The following is a 15,181-nucleotide window of genomic DNA, read 5'->3' as shown; positions in this document are numbered from 1 at the left end:
TAATTCACTCTAAGAGTATAGCTTCTCGAATAAATTTGCAAACGCTGCATCCTAGCGGTGCCAGATACGAGATCGTACGTTCGCTTTTGTAGTATAACATACATAACCATTATTCCAACACTTTTATGAATGAAATCGTGGCGTTCTTAGGCACTTTGACACATGAGACTGGTCGGATTTCTGTGCGAACGGACTGAGATGCCTCTATTTGATGCTCTTAGGGTTGGTTTAGAATTTAACGGACACACGAAACTCTATTCACCAAGAAACGAGTTGAAACAGCCGTAAAATCAATTGATAACAACTTCTCAGTCCGTTAGCTGTTCAAAGAAATCAAAACTACCGTATAACGGCTTTGGGGTCCGTTACAGATTAGCTGCTAACGGTGCGTTCATGGTGAAGCACTTAAAAAAAGAACCTAGTAGGACGAAAGTCCCACGAGGTTCCATCAAACATACAGAACGTTTACCCGCTCCGTTCCACCAATGCATATTTTCTACACAGCATCCTGCAAAAACTTGTACTGCGCTTGAATCAAGCCATAATAAATTTTCTGCTCCTGCATCAATTCATCATGATTGCCGATTTCCATCATGCGGCCGTGATCCAGCACGACGATTTTGTCCGCGTTCCGGATGGTGGAAAGTCTATGCGCCACGATGAAGGAGGTCCGGCCTGCGAGAAGCGTTTTGAGAGCTTCTTGAATTTTCAGCTCCGTATCCGTATCAATACTGGCCGTCGCTTCATCCAAAATAAGAACCCGCGGATTCGCCAGCAGTGCCCTCGCGAAGGAAATTAACTGGCGCTGCCCCATCGACAGCACGTTCCCGCGTTCCTGCACTTCCGTGTCATAGCCGCCCGGCAAGTTGACGATAAAATCATGCGCATGCACGGCTTTGGCGGCAAGCTCAATCTCTTCATTCGTTGCATCCAACCGACCGAAACGGATGTTGTCGCGAATCGTCCCTGAGAAAATAAACGTATCCTGCAGGACGACCCCAATTTGAGAACGCAAGCTTTGAATGGTTACGTTACGAATGTTATTGCCGTCAATCTCAATGCGGCCTTCCGTAGGATCATAGAATCGGCATAGCAGATTCATGATAGTACTTTTACCCGATCCGGTGTGTCCGACTAAGGCAATCGATTGCCCTGCGCGCACATCCAAGTTAAAGCCTTTCAACGCCGGACGTCCTGGCTCGTACTCGAAAACTAGATTCTCAAACTTCACATTACCTTTGATGTTCGGCAAATCCTTAGCATCCTCAAGCTCCGCGACAGACGGCTTCTCATCGATAAACTCGAAGATCCGCTCAGCAGAAGCCATAGCAATAAGCAGCTGCGAATACATTTGCCCCAGACGTGTAATGGGCTCCCAGAAATAGCCTATGTATGTAGCGAAGGCAACCAGCAATCCAACTGAAATTTCCTCCGTTTGAATTAAATGAGCGCCCAGCCAGAACAGAATGCAGTATCCAATCGCGCCTGTGATCTCGATGAGTGGACCAAAAGATTGGTTGAGCATCGAAGCCCGGTTCCAGGACAACCGGTTGATCATGTTCATTTTGGTGAAAAACTGAATATTTTCTTTTTCCTGCGAATAAGCTTGTGTGACTCGAATTCCTTGAATACACTCATTCAAATGGGCATTCAGCCGCGACTGTTTCATCGTGACATCCTGCCAGGCATGGCGAATGCGCTTCCGCAGCTTGGTGGAGATCAAGAACATGATGGGAACCGTTACAATGATCGCAGCCCCTAATTTAAAATTAAAGGTCAGCAAAATAATAATGATCCCCACAAGCTGCACCACGTCGATCAACAGGTTGACGACACCGTTCGTAAACAAATCCTGCAGCGAGTTAACATAATTCGTTACGCGAACGAGAACGGAGCCTGCCGGACGCGTATCGAAGAAGCGAAACGACAGCTTCTGAATATGGCTGAACAGATCGTGCCGCAGATCGTAGATGACACGTTGACCGATCATATTCGTATACTTGATACGGAACGTATTCGCCAGCCACTGAATGATATATACCGCCAGCATGATGCCTACAATGATGAGCAGCAGCTTTGAATCTTTAGGTACAATGGCATTATCGATCGCTTCTCTAATCAGCAAGGGTACCGTCAGCTTGGTAATGGCTCCGACCAGCATCATGATGATAATGATAGGCAGCATTTGTTTCTTGTACGGCTTCATGTAACTAAATAAACGTTTCAATTGGCCCCAGTCAAAAGGCTTATCGATCAATTCATCGTCCTGGTAAACAAATCGCTGCCCGACTTGGGAATCTTCCATTTTGGCAGACGCTTCGGCTTGGTTCGATTTCGTACTCAATGTGCTAACCTTCTTTCTTGCAAAGAGGAATGGTTTCGCGTACTCACTTCCAGCTCCGTATCTTTGGCCGCAGCAGCCTGATCTCCGGACGCTGACGGCTTCGGCTGATCCGAATATTGAATATCGTAGGTTTGGCGATATAAGCCTTCCTGCTGCAGAAGCTCATGATGCTTGCCTCTTTGTACGATCTTTCCTTTATCCAAAACGATAATTTCATCGGCATGCTTCAAGGAAGAAATCCGGTGGGCAATAATAAAAGTGGTTCTGCCCTGCATTACCTCGCTAAAGCCCGCTTGAATTTCGTGCTCCGTTTCCATATCAACCGCACTGGTTGCATCATCGAGCACAAGAATTTTTGGATCCTTGATCAAGGCTCTTGCAATGGCGATACGCTGTTTCTGTCCGCCGGATAACCCTAATCCGCGCTCGCCGACAACCGTGTCATAGCCTTCCGGCAGCTCTGTAATAAAATCATGCGCCTTGGCCAGCTTCGCAGCGCGAATAATTTCATCCATCGAGACATCTTTGCGTCCATAGGCAATATTGTTGCGAATGGTGGAGGAGAACAAGAACGTTTCTTGGAAAACCGTCGCAATCTGATTGCGATAGCCTTCGATCTGTAAGGAGCGAATATCTTTACCATCCAGTGTAATACGCCCGTCTTTCACGTTATAAGCTCTCATCAGCATGGAAATCACGGTCGTTTTCCCGGAACCCGTGCTGCCAAGCAGCCCGATAACAGAGCCTGGAGGAGCATCCAAATGAAAGTCATACAATGCCGGCTGCTTTTCCGGATAAGCAAAAGTGACATTTTCAAAACGAACGTGCCCTTTCACTTCATCGTTTTTGATTACGGCCGCATCCGGTTGATCTTTGACATGCAGGTATTGATGTAAAATCTCGAGAATTTTCTCACCGGAAGCCTTCGTCGTCGTGTAGTTGTTGATATGGAAACCAAGTCCCCACATCGGCCCGATGATATACCAGATTAAGCTAAAGCAAGCGACGAGCTCGCCGAGCGAAATCGTATCCTGGATAACCATATACCCACCGACGCCAAGCAGCATAACAACGCTGATATTCGCCAAAATTTCCATGATTGGAAAGTACTTCGCCCAAATTCCGGAGCTTTCGATATTCATCGCTTTATAATCCTCGTTGCGGGCCGAAAACTTATTCACTTCATGGGACTCGCGCGCAAACGATTTCACCGTCCGAACCCCGGTAATATTTTCTTGCACCGCGGTCGTCATCGAACTGAGGGATTGGCGTACCAAACGGAAGGCTGGATGGATCTTCCCTTCAAAACGAACCGCCGTAAACGCCAGGAACGGCATCGAAATCATCGTCAGTAAAGCTAACTTCCAATTAATTGAGAACATCATACTCATGCCGAAAATCAGCATTAACGCTACGTTCAACAATTGAGCGAAACCAAAGCCGATAAATTGCCGGATCGCTTCCAAATCGGCCGTCAATCTGGACATCAAGTCCCCTGTTCTTGCCTGATCATAATATTGAAAGGATAAATATTGCAGCTTGTTGTAAAGCGCATTGCGCAAATGATACGCAACCCGGTTGCCCAAACGGCCCCCGCACAAGCCATGCAGGAATTGTAACATTCCCTTCAGCGATACGACGAGTACAACGACAAGCGCTAATTTTGGAACGAGTTCGAATTGCTTTTTTGAGATCACGTCATCGATCAGATACCGGAGTAAATTCGGATAAACGAGACCTAATGCCGTTGCTAATGCCAAACATAGAATTGCTCCAAAAAACAGTTTTTTCTCTGGCCAAAAATAGGGCTTCAGTTGCCTGAATACATCCACTCTGGTGACCCCTCCTCAAGAAGGTGAATTTGGAAAAGCTAGGAAAGCGTTTTAATACTTAATGAATCTTATCACCATCCCTATATGCGGGCAATCAGAAGAATGCGTGATATATTCGCTTAAAAGCCCATAACTTCACAAAAACGTGCAGAAATCCCTACTATTCTTTTAAATCATCCCGATAACCAATGATGTAAGCCTTTACATGACAAAGCAGAAAAAAGGGTTGACCAAGTTCATTTGACTCGGTCAACCCTATTGTTTATTTGTTAAACAAACGCCTTTAATTGATGCTGTTTAGATATTAGTTCGTTCAAATCAATCTTCATTTCAAGGGCGTCACGCATCCCCTCCGCGTGTTCACCCAGCTGCTGAAGCATCTGATTTTTTTGCGTCATTAACCAAGTTTCCAACTGATTGGCATATGCCTCTTCAAGCTCTGACGTTTGACGCTCAATAAACTGTGCAACAGGCCCCGTCATCCGATTTTCCAAATCCGCTCGAAGCTTGCTTTTGCCATCGCCCTCAAAAAATTGCTTCGCATTCTTGAAATGGCTTTGCAGCAGTTTGAGCGAAATATCAGGTGCTTCTAGTTTAGAGCTTATTTCAGGCGTAGCAAATGTATTCGACTCATAGGTGCCGCTTTCGAAGCCCTCTATGACTTGACCAAGCTGCTCTTCCCATCGCTTCACACGGCTGCCGGAAATCAGATTCATGCGATTCTCGACCCGCAGCGTCGTTGCGAGCACTTCCTGCGACAAATCATAACCGATCATACGCAGCAGTTCGCCCCAGGCCGACTGAAGAGCCTGCTTGGGATCTTTCGCCTCTTCCCGGAACGTGGAAGGATTGAAGGCGTAATTGTACAATTCGCCGAATCGGAACATCGTACGCTGTTTCACATAGTACAGAAGCTCCTGAATCTCTTTCTTCAATTCCTTGAGCTCCGCCTCGAATGGCGTACGCTCCAGCAGTTCTGCCCCTTCGCGCTCGGCTTGCTCCAGCTTCAGCAGCTGCTGCTTGCGCTGTTCTTCACCGGTTTGAGCGCTCTCCAGCCACTGCTGCATCGTGGCAATCGCCCGGTTCAACTCCAAATTCGCCGCATGAATCGCAACGTCACTAAGCTCGTTGAAAGTAAACTGCACAAACTCGCCTTCGAACGGACGGATACCCGACTGCGCGACGAGAGCTTCGTTGCCGTTAATTTTCCCCTCTGCCGCCAAATAACTGGAGATGGGATAAATACGCGGATTGCGAATGCCGTGTTGAAGCAGGTTCGTTTCCACATGGGTCATTACGCCTTGAAGCTCTTCCGGACTTGCGGCCAGATCGGCGGCGTTAACGATGAAAAACATTTTATCCATTTCAAAGCTGTCCTTCACGCGGCCAAGCTGCAAAAGGAACTCACGGTCCGCCTGAGAGAACGCATGATTATAATAGGTCACGAAAAGAATCGCATCCGCATTTTTTATATAGTTAAAGGCTACACCGGTATGGCGGGCATTAATGGAATCCGCGCCTGGCGTATCAACGAAAATAATGCCTTGTTCCGTCAATGGGTTCGAATAATATAATTCAATAAATTCAACAAAACAAGACTTTGACTCATCCGCTACGTAGCTTGGAAACTCCTCTTTGGTAATTTTCAGTTCTGCGCCCAAATGGTCCTTCGCGAGGAGCCAGCCTTTCTCGACAGCCTTCAAGAAGGAATAATGCGGCTTCCCTTTGGCCGTTACGTCAGCAGGCGAAAGAGCGCCTATGCGCTTCAAGGCAGAGGCCATATCGCTTGCTTGCACGCCCAATATATCCAATGAATAGAGGACGTCCTGCATAATCGCGTCCGCCTGCTTCATCTTCACCTTCGCCGTGCCATGCGGCCAGCCTTCCTGCGGCGGCATGATCTTATTGATCGCCGCCGTCGTCGGGTTCGGCGAGACCGGCAGCACCCTTTCGCCAATCAAGGCATTGGCGAAAGACGACTTGCCGGCGCTGAATGCGCCGAACAGCGCAATCGTGAACGTCCGCTGCCGCAGACGTTCCGATTTCTCGCGCATGGCGCGCGCGATCGACCGCATCGACGGCAGTCCGTCGATGAGACCTGCGGCCGCCTGCAAATCGGCGGCCTTGCGCTCCATGCGCCTGCCGTGTTCACCCGAGGTGAACGCGGCAGGCATAGCAGCTGCCTCCGCAGGAGCAGCTGCTGCAGTGCCTGCGGCCGCCGATGCCGTGGCAGCGGCCTGCAGGATCTTATCCATGGAGGTGACATGCAGCCCCCCGCTCAGCGGGGCGGCTGCTTGCTCCTCCATGGGGGTGTACAGCTGCGCGTCCGGCAGCGCCGGCGCAGCCGGTCTTGCCCAGCTGGCCATGCGCAGCAGCTGGGCTGTGGCCTCCGCCTCGGATTCTTCGAGGCGGCGCAGTTCGCGGGCGGCGCCGAGGCGGCCGCCCAGCGCTTCAAGCTCGGCCGCAAGCGATCCGAGCGCTCCCGCGCTATGCTCGCGAACCGCAGCCGCGAGCAGATCAATGACCGCAAATGCCTGCTTGCGGTACTGCTGCTTAATATCGGAAGCAACCTGCTTCATGAAGTTGAGCGTGTACTCCCCGCCGAATGTAGCGCCAGCGTTCACTTGGGCCGCCAGCCATTCTGTCGTCACTTCCACGCGCAGAGCTTCAATGTGGGCTAAGAGATCGGCATCGTGCTGCCCTTGGCTTTGCGCGGCCTTCTTCAAAGCATCCCGCAAATGCCAGTCAAGCTGCGCTTCCACCTGCTCGGATATATCCGCCTGAAAGGCTGCAAGCCTCTTTTCCGTCTCTAAGGCTGTCTGCGCAGCTCTGGAGAAAAATCCTACCTTGAACCCAGGCTTCCGGCTCTCCAAATACGCATGAGCTTGATCCCTGGTCAAGGCCGGCGTGATGTTGGCATTCTCGATGATTCCGCCAACTTCCTTGCGCAGCTGCGCCGTCAATGCTTCCGGCAGTCCTTTCAAGACCGCAAGCTCCTGCTCCTTCGCAGCGGCCTGCGCCTCAATCTCCTGCACGTCGCCTTCCTGGCTCATTTGCTCCATCAGCTCCGCCTTCTGCGGCTCATGCTGCTCAGCAAGCCATTTGCCATGCTCTGCCGCAAGATAGCGCGCAGAGGCGTCAATGCTATAGCTGCGCAGATCGTCGCCCTGCTCAATCAGGCGTGTAAGAAGCCATTGCAGCTTCCCATACTCGTTATGAGGATGACTCGGCTCCTTCATTGTAACGAAGAGCAGATCGTCCGGCTCGATGCCCCAGTTCAAAAAGGCTTGCTTCGTACCCTCCTGGTACTGCGAAAACGGCAGCTCCCATTCCTTGTGCTTATCAATCATATTGACAACGAGATAGAGCGGTTTGCCCCACTCCTTCATTTTCTTCGTAAACGCAAGATTCACTTCGGATTGCACATGATTGTAATCCATCACATAGAACACGACATCCGCCAAATGCAGCGCAGATTCCGTAGATTTATGATGGGCATCGTCCGTGGAGTCAATTCCCGGAGTGTCCAGCAGCGCCGTATGCTCGCCCAGAAAAGCGATCGGGTATGAAATCTCTACCGTTTCAATATCCGTCCCGTTCACACAGTAAGCTTCCAACTCGTCAAGGGGAATCGTGTTGGTCATTCCCTGCATGCTTGCATGACGGTGCGTCACATGAGCGCCTGGCGCCCCATTCCGGATGCTCACGATATTCGCGCTTGTTGGAATCGGGGAAGAAGGCAGCAGCGCATGCCCGCAAAGCTGGTTAATTAACGTGGATTTCCCCGCAGAAAAATGGCCGCAGAATGCAATGTTCATTCGTCCTGCATCAATTTTAGATAGCAGCTGTCCCAGCTTGCTTGCGTTATCCAGATCCCCTGTTGTTTGCAGATTCGCCTTCATCTTGCTGATCGCATCCGGCATAACCGAAATGCGTGTATCTATCGCTTGCGTCATTCGTCCGTTCCGCTCCTTATTTACCGGTCTTCTTATTAAACATATGGATGATGATACAGAAAAAAATCTCCCATAGGGAGATTTATTTACTAAGACATTACTACTTTTTCTTTTTCAGGCAAGAAAATTTCGAATACATCGCGATGCTGCAAAATCGTAATGTCCGACTCCTTCACTTTCATCACAACGACCTCAGTTTTTGTTTTCATTTTGTCTATGTAATTCTGAGGAACCTCGCCTGACTCACTGACTGTTACACCTTCAATGACTTTTTCCTCATTATCGGCTAATGGCGTATTAATCACTTGTTCAAAAATATCGGAGAATAGTTCAAAGCTATTAGTGTATACGGCGATGCATTTCATTCAAATCCCATCCTTTGTCTGCATATCATTTGTTTGTAATAGTTTTCCTAGTTGAGCTTGGTTTCATACGTTTCTTACCCTCACGGCAGTTGTCCAATAACGGACAAACCTGGCATTGCGGGTTTTGCGCTTTACAATGATACCGGCCAAAAAAGATCAGTCTGTGATGGGTCTGAGTCCACTCTTCTCGCGGAACCTTCTTCATCAGCTTCTTCTCCACTTCCAGAACCGAATCATCGGGACCGACTAATCCCAGTCTCTTGGACACTCGCTCTACATGGGTGTCTACCGCAATGGCCGGAACACCGAAAGCGTTTGATACAACGACATTTGCCGTTTTACGGCCTACACCGGGGAGTTCGACTAATTGTTCGTGCTTCTCCGGGATCTCGCCATCAAACTTGTCCAGCAGCAGTTGACACAATTTTTGAATATTGCTCGCTTTATTTCGAAATAGTCCGATCCGGCGAATGTCTTGCTCCAGCTCCTCTAAAGGAACGGCCAAGTAATCTTCCGGTCGCTTATATTTCTGAAACAAATCCAATGTCACCTTATTTACGGTTTCATCTGTGCATTGAGCGGATAGCAAAACAGCAATCGTTAATTCAAAAGGATTACTGTGACGCAGCTCGCAATGTGCATCCGGAAAAAGTTCACCTATCGTATCCAAAATATGCCTTACTAACTTCTGCGTCATGTCTTTGCTTCCTTAGGGTCGTAATATTCTTCAGTTTAGCGAATTGTGACGTTAGAATCAATGCTTGTTAGCGTCAAAATGAGAACATTTTCTAAAAAATTGCCATATTTATTTTAAAATAAGAAAAAACCGCCTGCAACAGGAGCCTGGCTCCTATGAAACAGACGGTTTTAACGAAAGTTTTGTTCAAAACTTATTTCTCGATCTCCACGATTTTATTATCCAGAACATAGATCGTCACTTGATCTCCGGAAACGAAGGAGGATGGCGTCAAAACATCCGTCCCTTTATGGTAATAAGCTCTTGGGAAAAGGCTGTAGGACGTTTTATCTCCCGATGTCGATGTTTTAAAATACATTAAATTCACAACGGAGCTGTAGTTATCAACTTCCCGCTTAGACGCAGAAGCCACTTGAATGATCAGCTTGTCATTGACATCTTTCATCACTTGCACGCGATCCCCGACCTTAATGGAGGAGAAATTCCAATCCGCGCCGCCATTCAGCTTAACGCCAAAATTCGTTCCGGCATTCACGACCTGGTTTTTGCCAGTGAAATCTTGAATGGTCAGGGCGGAACTCGCCGCGTTAACCGCCGTTACTTTCCCCATCACTGGTCTCACGATCTCCGCTCTTACAACAGCTAAGCCTTTGAACGTAAGCTTCACATAATCGTCAAGAGCAATATCTGCGATGGTACCTGTGCTTTGATCCGGTTTAGTAATCGGAACGCCATCCAAGGATACGACATAAGACGTATTGGCATCGTCCGTCACTGTAATCTGCTTAGCGTTCACATTGCTCAAAATTGTTTTGTACATCGCTGTTTTGCTGGTCACAATTTTGGTAACAATGCCTTGATCAAAACTCAACAAGAGGCTGACGCTGTCCCCGACTTTCAAATCGGAAAGCGCACTGTTCGGCTTATTCGCCAGCTCAACTGTAGGAGCAAACTGCAGCTTGAACGTCAAGTTTTGACCGCTGTCCGTTTTTAACGTAATATCGTTCGTTTGCAGGTTCAACTGCGTCAGGACACCGTTCAACTGAGAAGACATTTTAATTTGCGTAATATTATTTTTCGATACTAGCAAATCAACGTACTTGCCCGCAGTAAACGTAGAACTGAAGTTTGAGAAAGGAAGTGTCGTGCCCGCATAGGAAATAGCAACATTTTCCGTCATTTTATACACATGCGGATTCCCTGTATTATCTGTAACTGTCAAATATTTCGATGTCGGATTGTAGCTGTCGATTTTCGCAAAGTATAAATTATCAATAGAGCGGTTAGTCACAGTAACTAAAGTAACTTTATTGTTCAATACATCGAGTTTGAGTTGATCGCCTGGGGCAATATCATAAATGCTGGCGGTTGTTAAGCCATCGATACGCACTTGGACATTATCAGCCAATAGATAGGATGCTAAAGGTGAGCCCGCAGTTTTCGTGATTGTTAAATAGGTTTTATCATCGCTTATGTCTTTAAGAGCTCCTTCAACGCTTATCCCAACGTCGGCCTGTTTCTTAACGGCAATCTTTACGACTTCGCTATTCTTGACGGTATATTCGACCGTATCGCCGACATGCAGCGAGTTCAAATCTACCAAGCTGTTATCCGTGGACGTAACAATGAGTGCAGAAGAGAAGCTGTATGTCTCCTGCGCGCCTGACTCTGTCCCAAGAATCGTTATTTGCGCCGAATCTTTATTTAAGGTTTGAATGGCGCCGTTTGCAGTTTTATTGACTGGCACCTGCTTCACAATGATGGACGTATACTTGTCTGTTTTGACGATTCTACTTTTGCGCAATTGAATCGTACTGCCGGTTACGATGTCGCCAAGGCTGAGCCCGCGGCCTTCCGTGTCCGTTACGGCAACATCCGATGCCAAATCATAGCTTTCAAAATCATCCAAAGTCGCTTTCAGGGCATTCATATTTAGCTTGAGCAATTTGCCTTCTTGAATATCCAACTGCAATTCATCTTTAACGATTTCCGCATAGTAAGCCACACCATTCACTTCAACGATCGAAACTTCATACGTTTCTTCGAACGACTTCGGATCGATGGCTAGATCATTCTTGTTCCCGTAGAAAACAGCATTCGGTGAAAGCTTATATGTGCTTGTATTCCCCTCTTTATCCATAAGCCCGATCGTACCGCTGGTGAGGCTCGTCAAGTACCCTTTCTTCGCGTGCGCCGGCAAGGAAGTCAGATCTTTCTGAGAACGGCTTAGGAAGGCCGCCATCTGAGCGCGCGTTACCGCCCCTTTGGGTTGGAACGATCCGTCTTCGAAGCCATCGACAATCTTCAGAGCAACAGCCGCATTCACATACCCCAAAGTTGTCGAGCTAATTGAGCTATTATCTGTAAACGACGTTTTTGTTTGTGACAAGCTTTGGGCGAATGCGCCTTTACCGATCGCGCGAATGACGATTTCAGCTACCCATTCTCTGGACGCTTTACGCTGGCCCCACTTCTCTTTGGACTTGTCGCTCAGGCTTCTTTCTTTCTCTTCCTCGTTAGAGATCAGCCCTTTTTGCAGAGCAACGGCTACATAGTTCCTCGCATAGTTATCAACGAGCATGAAATCAGGAAATACCGTCGTTGAGGTTAATCCGTTAACTTCATCCTGCAAGCCCATCATGCGGACAGCCATAATGAGAACGTCTTGCTGCGAAACCGAATTTTCGGCACGGTACGCGCCATCTTCATATCCTTCAATAATTCCCTCCAAGGCTAGCTTGGAAATATGGCGAATTCCCCAATAATCTGATTGTACGTCCGGAAAAGAAAGCTTTACGTTATTCGTTGAGCTTCCGCTCACGGTCTCTGCCGCTAGAACCGGCGTTCCGGCTAAACTTGTTGCAATTAGTGAACTTAAAATTGCGCTTGCCAATTTCTTATTTCTCATATTTCGTATAAACTCCTCTGCTATTCCATTTAATTAGGGCGTTTGATCGGGTAGGGAAGCTCAATATGCCCCATTAAGCTGTCCACTTGTTTACCATCCTTGAGGATATACAACGCTTTTACTTCGGGAAATTGAAAAACCGTTTTTTTCAGTGCTTCCAAAAACAGTTCTTCACCCGGCGCACCCAATTGCGTCTTGGGGCCGAAAGCGAGATCAACCTTCAACTCTCCCTTGGCTTTATCCCAAGCTGCGCTTGTAAACTTCAAATCATCGAATAAAGGAATCGCTTTAGGATCATCGCTCTTTTTGAGCGCATTCAGCGCTGCTTCGTACACGTCGGCTTCCTTTTTATAGGAAATCTTTACGTCTTTTTCTACAAGCTTCATTTCATCCTGGTCGCTATAATAGGCTTTGATCGTTTTGTGCAGTAGAGGCTCCGGTGTCGGAGTCGCCGCAACCGTTGGCAGAGGGCTTTCACCAGCAGGCGTTGTAATTGGAGCCGTAGTCTGCGGAGCATTACCATTAACCAATTGGTTTTTTTGACCGCAGGCCGTAATAGACAATGTAATGGCACTCACAATTAGTGCCCCTTGTATGAAGCGTTTTGTTTGGGTCATTTCATTCACTCCTTCGCGTTTTGCTTAGCAAAACCAGCATCGTAGCCTAAAATTAGAGCTTCGCCTCTTATTTGAGGTTCAAGTATTCTTTGATAGCAGCAACGAGAGATGAGGCTAACTTGTCCTGGAACGCATCCTTATACATCGCAGTTTCATCGTTCTTATTAGACAAGTAACCTACTTCCAGCAGAACAGCCGGCATGGTCGTTTTCGTGATGACTCTAAAATCAGCTTCGCGTACTTTGCGATCAGGGAATCCTGTAGCCGCAACCGCATTCTTGTGAATGATATTCGCAAAAGCTGCGCTTTCCGGTCTGTTATAGTACGTCTCCGTACCGGATACCGAAGCCTTAGCGCTATTACCGTGAATCGATAAGAAGAGGTCCGCTTGAATGTTATTTGCAAAAGAAACCCGGTCATCCAGCGGAATGAACGTATCGTCAGAACGAGTCATCAGGACATTAAGACGCTTGTCCTGTAGAAGAAGCTGCTCTACTTTCTTCGCTGTCGAGAGTGTAAAATCCTTCTCATGCTTGCCCGTTATGGATAATGCGCCTGGATCGTTGTCGCCGTGACCCGCATCAATAACGACTGTCAACTGATGCTCTCCGATTGTCGCTTTCCACTGATTAGGCATTTTCGAAGGCTGAACTTTAAAGTCTGCGGAGCTTTTCAAATCCAAAATAATTCTTACGGTAGCCGGATTATCTTTGAAATTGGAAAAGCGCACTTTCTCAACAAGCTGATGCTTGGACGCCATCTCTCCCGCATTTTTGACGAGCAGCTTCTGCAGCGGTTCATCAAGTGTTGTATTCGGGAAATCAAATACGATGCGATTCGGATTGGCTAATTTCATCGTCGTCGGTACGAGCGTGCCATCTTTGGCGCTAACCGTAATGTCTTTGTCCGTCAGCACGATCGAGGTCAACAAATGAATGTTGGGATCCGGTATATTGCTTCCGGTCTCAGTACCTGTACCTGTTCCGTTGCCCGTACCAGTTCCAGTACCGGTTCCAGTGCCAGTTCCAGTTCCAGTCCCGTTGCCATTCCCAGTTCCTGTACCCGTGCCGTTCCCAGGTTTTGCCGGGGTTGTAGGCGGTGTAACCGGCGTTTTGTCATCCCCGTCTTCAACCGGTGCTGTTACGGGTTTGGAATCGTCGCTGTCTTTTTTAAACATATGAACGGACGAAGTGGATGCCTCCCATGTAAATTCAATACCCATTTGCTCGCCAATGAAACGGAGCGGCAGCATCGTATTGCCTTTGTCAATGATTGGCGCAACCTCCATAACTTCCTTCTTGCCTTTTATGAGCGCCGTCTTGTTGTCGATCACCAATTGAATGTCCACATCGCCTTTGACAATCGTAACTTTGCGCGCAGCCTCGTCCCAAGTGACCTTGGCGCCGATTTCTTCTACGATGATGCGAACCGGCACAATCGTATTTCCACTAATAATGCGAGGCTGAACCTCGCTAGAAACCAGTCTTTTTTCATTCAAAAAGAGCTTAATCGTATTCGGAGCCTCCGCCCCGAAAACAGTTGTAGGGAGCAGCAAAGAAATCAGCAACATGAAACAAAATGCAGGAAATTTCATCATTCACCTCTATATAATGTCGGAATTATAGTCGTATTCACAAAAACGAGACATCCGTCTCTCAAAACCTGGCAGCAATTGTTCATAATATGTAAAATAGTCACTTGGCCCGACAGCAAAACCTCCGTCCGTTCGACAATCTAGTAATCTATTAGACGTGGCAAACTGCCAAAAGTTGCATAAATAAACAACAAAAAAAGACGCATCCCATGGAATCCCCATTAAGATGCGTCTTCGATCAGAACTTATTTGTAAGCCAAACGCTTCGCGTGCGCTTGCTCGTATGCTGTAATTTTTTCTTCGTGCTGCAGCGTCAACCCGATATCATCCAAGCCTTGCAGCAAAAATTGACGGCGGTGCTCATCGATATTGAAGGAGATTTCCAGACCGTAATTGTCAGTCAGTTTATTGTTTTCAAGATCGACATTCAACTTGTAGCCTTCATATTGCGCTGTACGGTTGAACAAGTCACCCACTTGCTCTTCCGATAGCTTGATCGGCAGGATCCCGTTTTTAAAGCAGTTGTTGTAAAAGATATCCGCGTAAGAAGGCGCGATGATAACGCGGAAGCCGAAGTCTTGAATCGCCCATGGCGCGTGCTCACGGGAAGATCCGCAGCCAAAGTTCGCTCTGGAGAGCAGAACGGATGCGCCTTGGAAGCGATCCTGGTTCAGCGGAAAGCTCTCGATTACGTTCCCCGCTTCGTCCCATCTCCATTCGAAGAAAAGGAATTGGCCGAAACCGGAGCGCTCGATTCTTTTTAGAAATTGTTTTGGAATAATTGCATCTGTATCTACATTGACACGATCGACAGGGCCGACTAGGCCTGTATGTTGTTTGAAAGCTTCCATGTTTTCATTCTCCTTAA

9 protein-coding genes are annotated in these 15,181 nt (G+C 47.7%); all 9 read right to left on the bottom strand.

Features of this window, described 5'->3' with window-relative positions; all coding sequences use genetic code 11:
• Positions 1-496 precede the first annotated feature (496 nt).
• The 9 genes from AC3WRW_RS01295 to leuD all read right to left on the bottom strand — a co-directional run bounded on the left by AC3WRW_RS01295 (position 497) and on the right by leuD (position 15,164).
• Entirely contained in the window at positions 497-2,305 is a 1,809-nt protein-coding gene (locus AC3WRW_RS01295; RefSeq protein WP_492544283.1) for an ABC transporter ATP-binding protein, read from the bottom strand.
• Between the two features lie 35 nt (positions 2,306-2,340).
• Complete coding sequence (locus AC3WRW_RS01290) at positions 2,341-4,176, bottom strand: ABC transporter ATP-binding protein (protein WP_492544219.1); 1,836 nt, start codon at positions 4,174-4,176, stop codon at positions 2,341-2,343.
• A 269-nt stretch (positions 4,177-4,445) separates the two neighbouring features.
• Positions 4,446-8,132, bottom strand: a complete 3,687-nt coding sequence (locus AC3WRW_RS01285; protein WP_492544217.1) for a dynamin family protein — start codon at positions 8,130-8,132, stop codon at positions 4,446-4,448.
• An 89-nt stretch (positions 8,133-8,221) separates the two neighbouring features.
• Positions 8,222-8,497 carry an NAD/NADP transhydrogenase alpha subunit gene (locus AC3WRW_RS01280; RefSeq protein WP_171682021.1) on the bottom strand — a complete coding sequence of 92 codons (276 nt, stop codon included), beginning with the start codon at positions 8,495-8,497 and terminating at the stop codon, positions 8,222-8,224.
• 25 nt (positions 8,498-8,522) lie between these two features.
• Positions 8,523-9,194, bottom strand: coding sequence for an endonuclease III (nth, locus tag AC3WRW_RS01275; RefSeq protein WP_492544215.1), 672 nt, complete (start codon positions 9,192-9,194; stop codon positions 8,523-8,525).
• A 193-nt stretch (positions 9,195-9,387) separates the two neighbouring features.
• A complete protein-coding gene (locus tag AC3WRW_RS01270; RefSeq protein ID WP_492544213.1) occupies positions 9,388-12,102 on the bottom strand; it encodes an S-layer homology domain-containing protein in 2,715 nt (904 codons plus the stop codon).
• Between the two features lie 29 nt (positions 12,103-12,131).
• Positions 12,132-12,719, bottom strand: coding sequence for a GerMN domain-containing protein (locus AC3WRW_RS01265; RefSeq protein WP_492544211.1), 588 nt, complete (start codon positions 12,717-12,719; stop codon positions 12,132-12,134).
• A gap of 67 nt (positions 12,720-12,786) precedes the next feature.
• Positions 12,787-14,289, bottom strand: coding sequence for an N-acetylmuramoyl-L-alanine amidase family protein (locus AC3WRW_RS01260; protein WP_492544209.1), 1,503 nt, complete (start codon positions 14,287-14,289; stop codon positions 12,787-12,789).
• Between the two features lie 269 nt (positions 14,290-14,558).
• Entirely contained in the window at positions 14,559-15,164 is a 606-nt protein-coding gene (leuD, locus tag AC3WRW_RS01255) for a 3-isopropylmalate dehydratase small subunit (RefSeq protein ID WP_492544207.1), read from the bottom strand.
• Between the last annotated feature and the right edge of the window lie 17 nt (positions 15,165-15,181).

The organism is Paenibacillus sp. FW126-R14 (genome assembly GCF_058789495.1).
The sequence above is the reverse complement of the archived record's forward strand: the minus strand, read 5'-3'. Positions and strand labels throughout refer to the sequence as shown.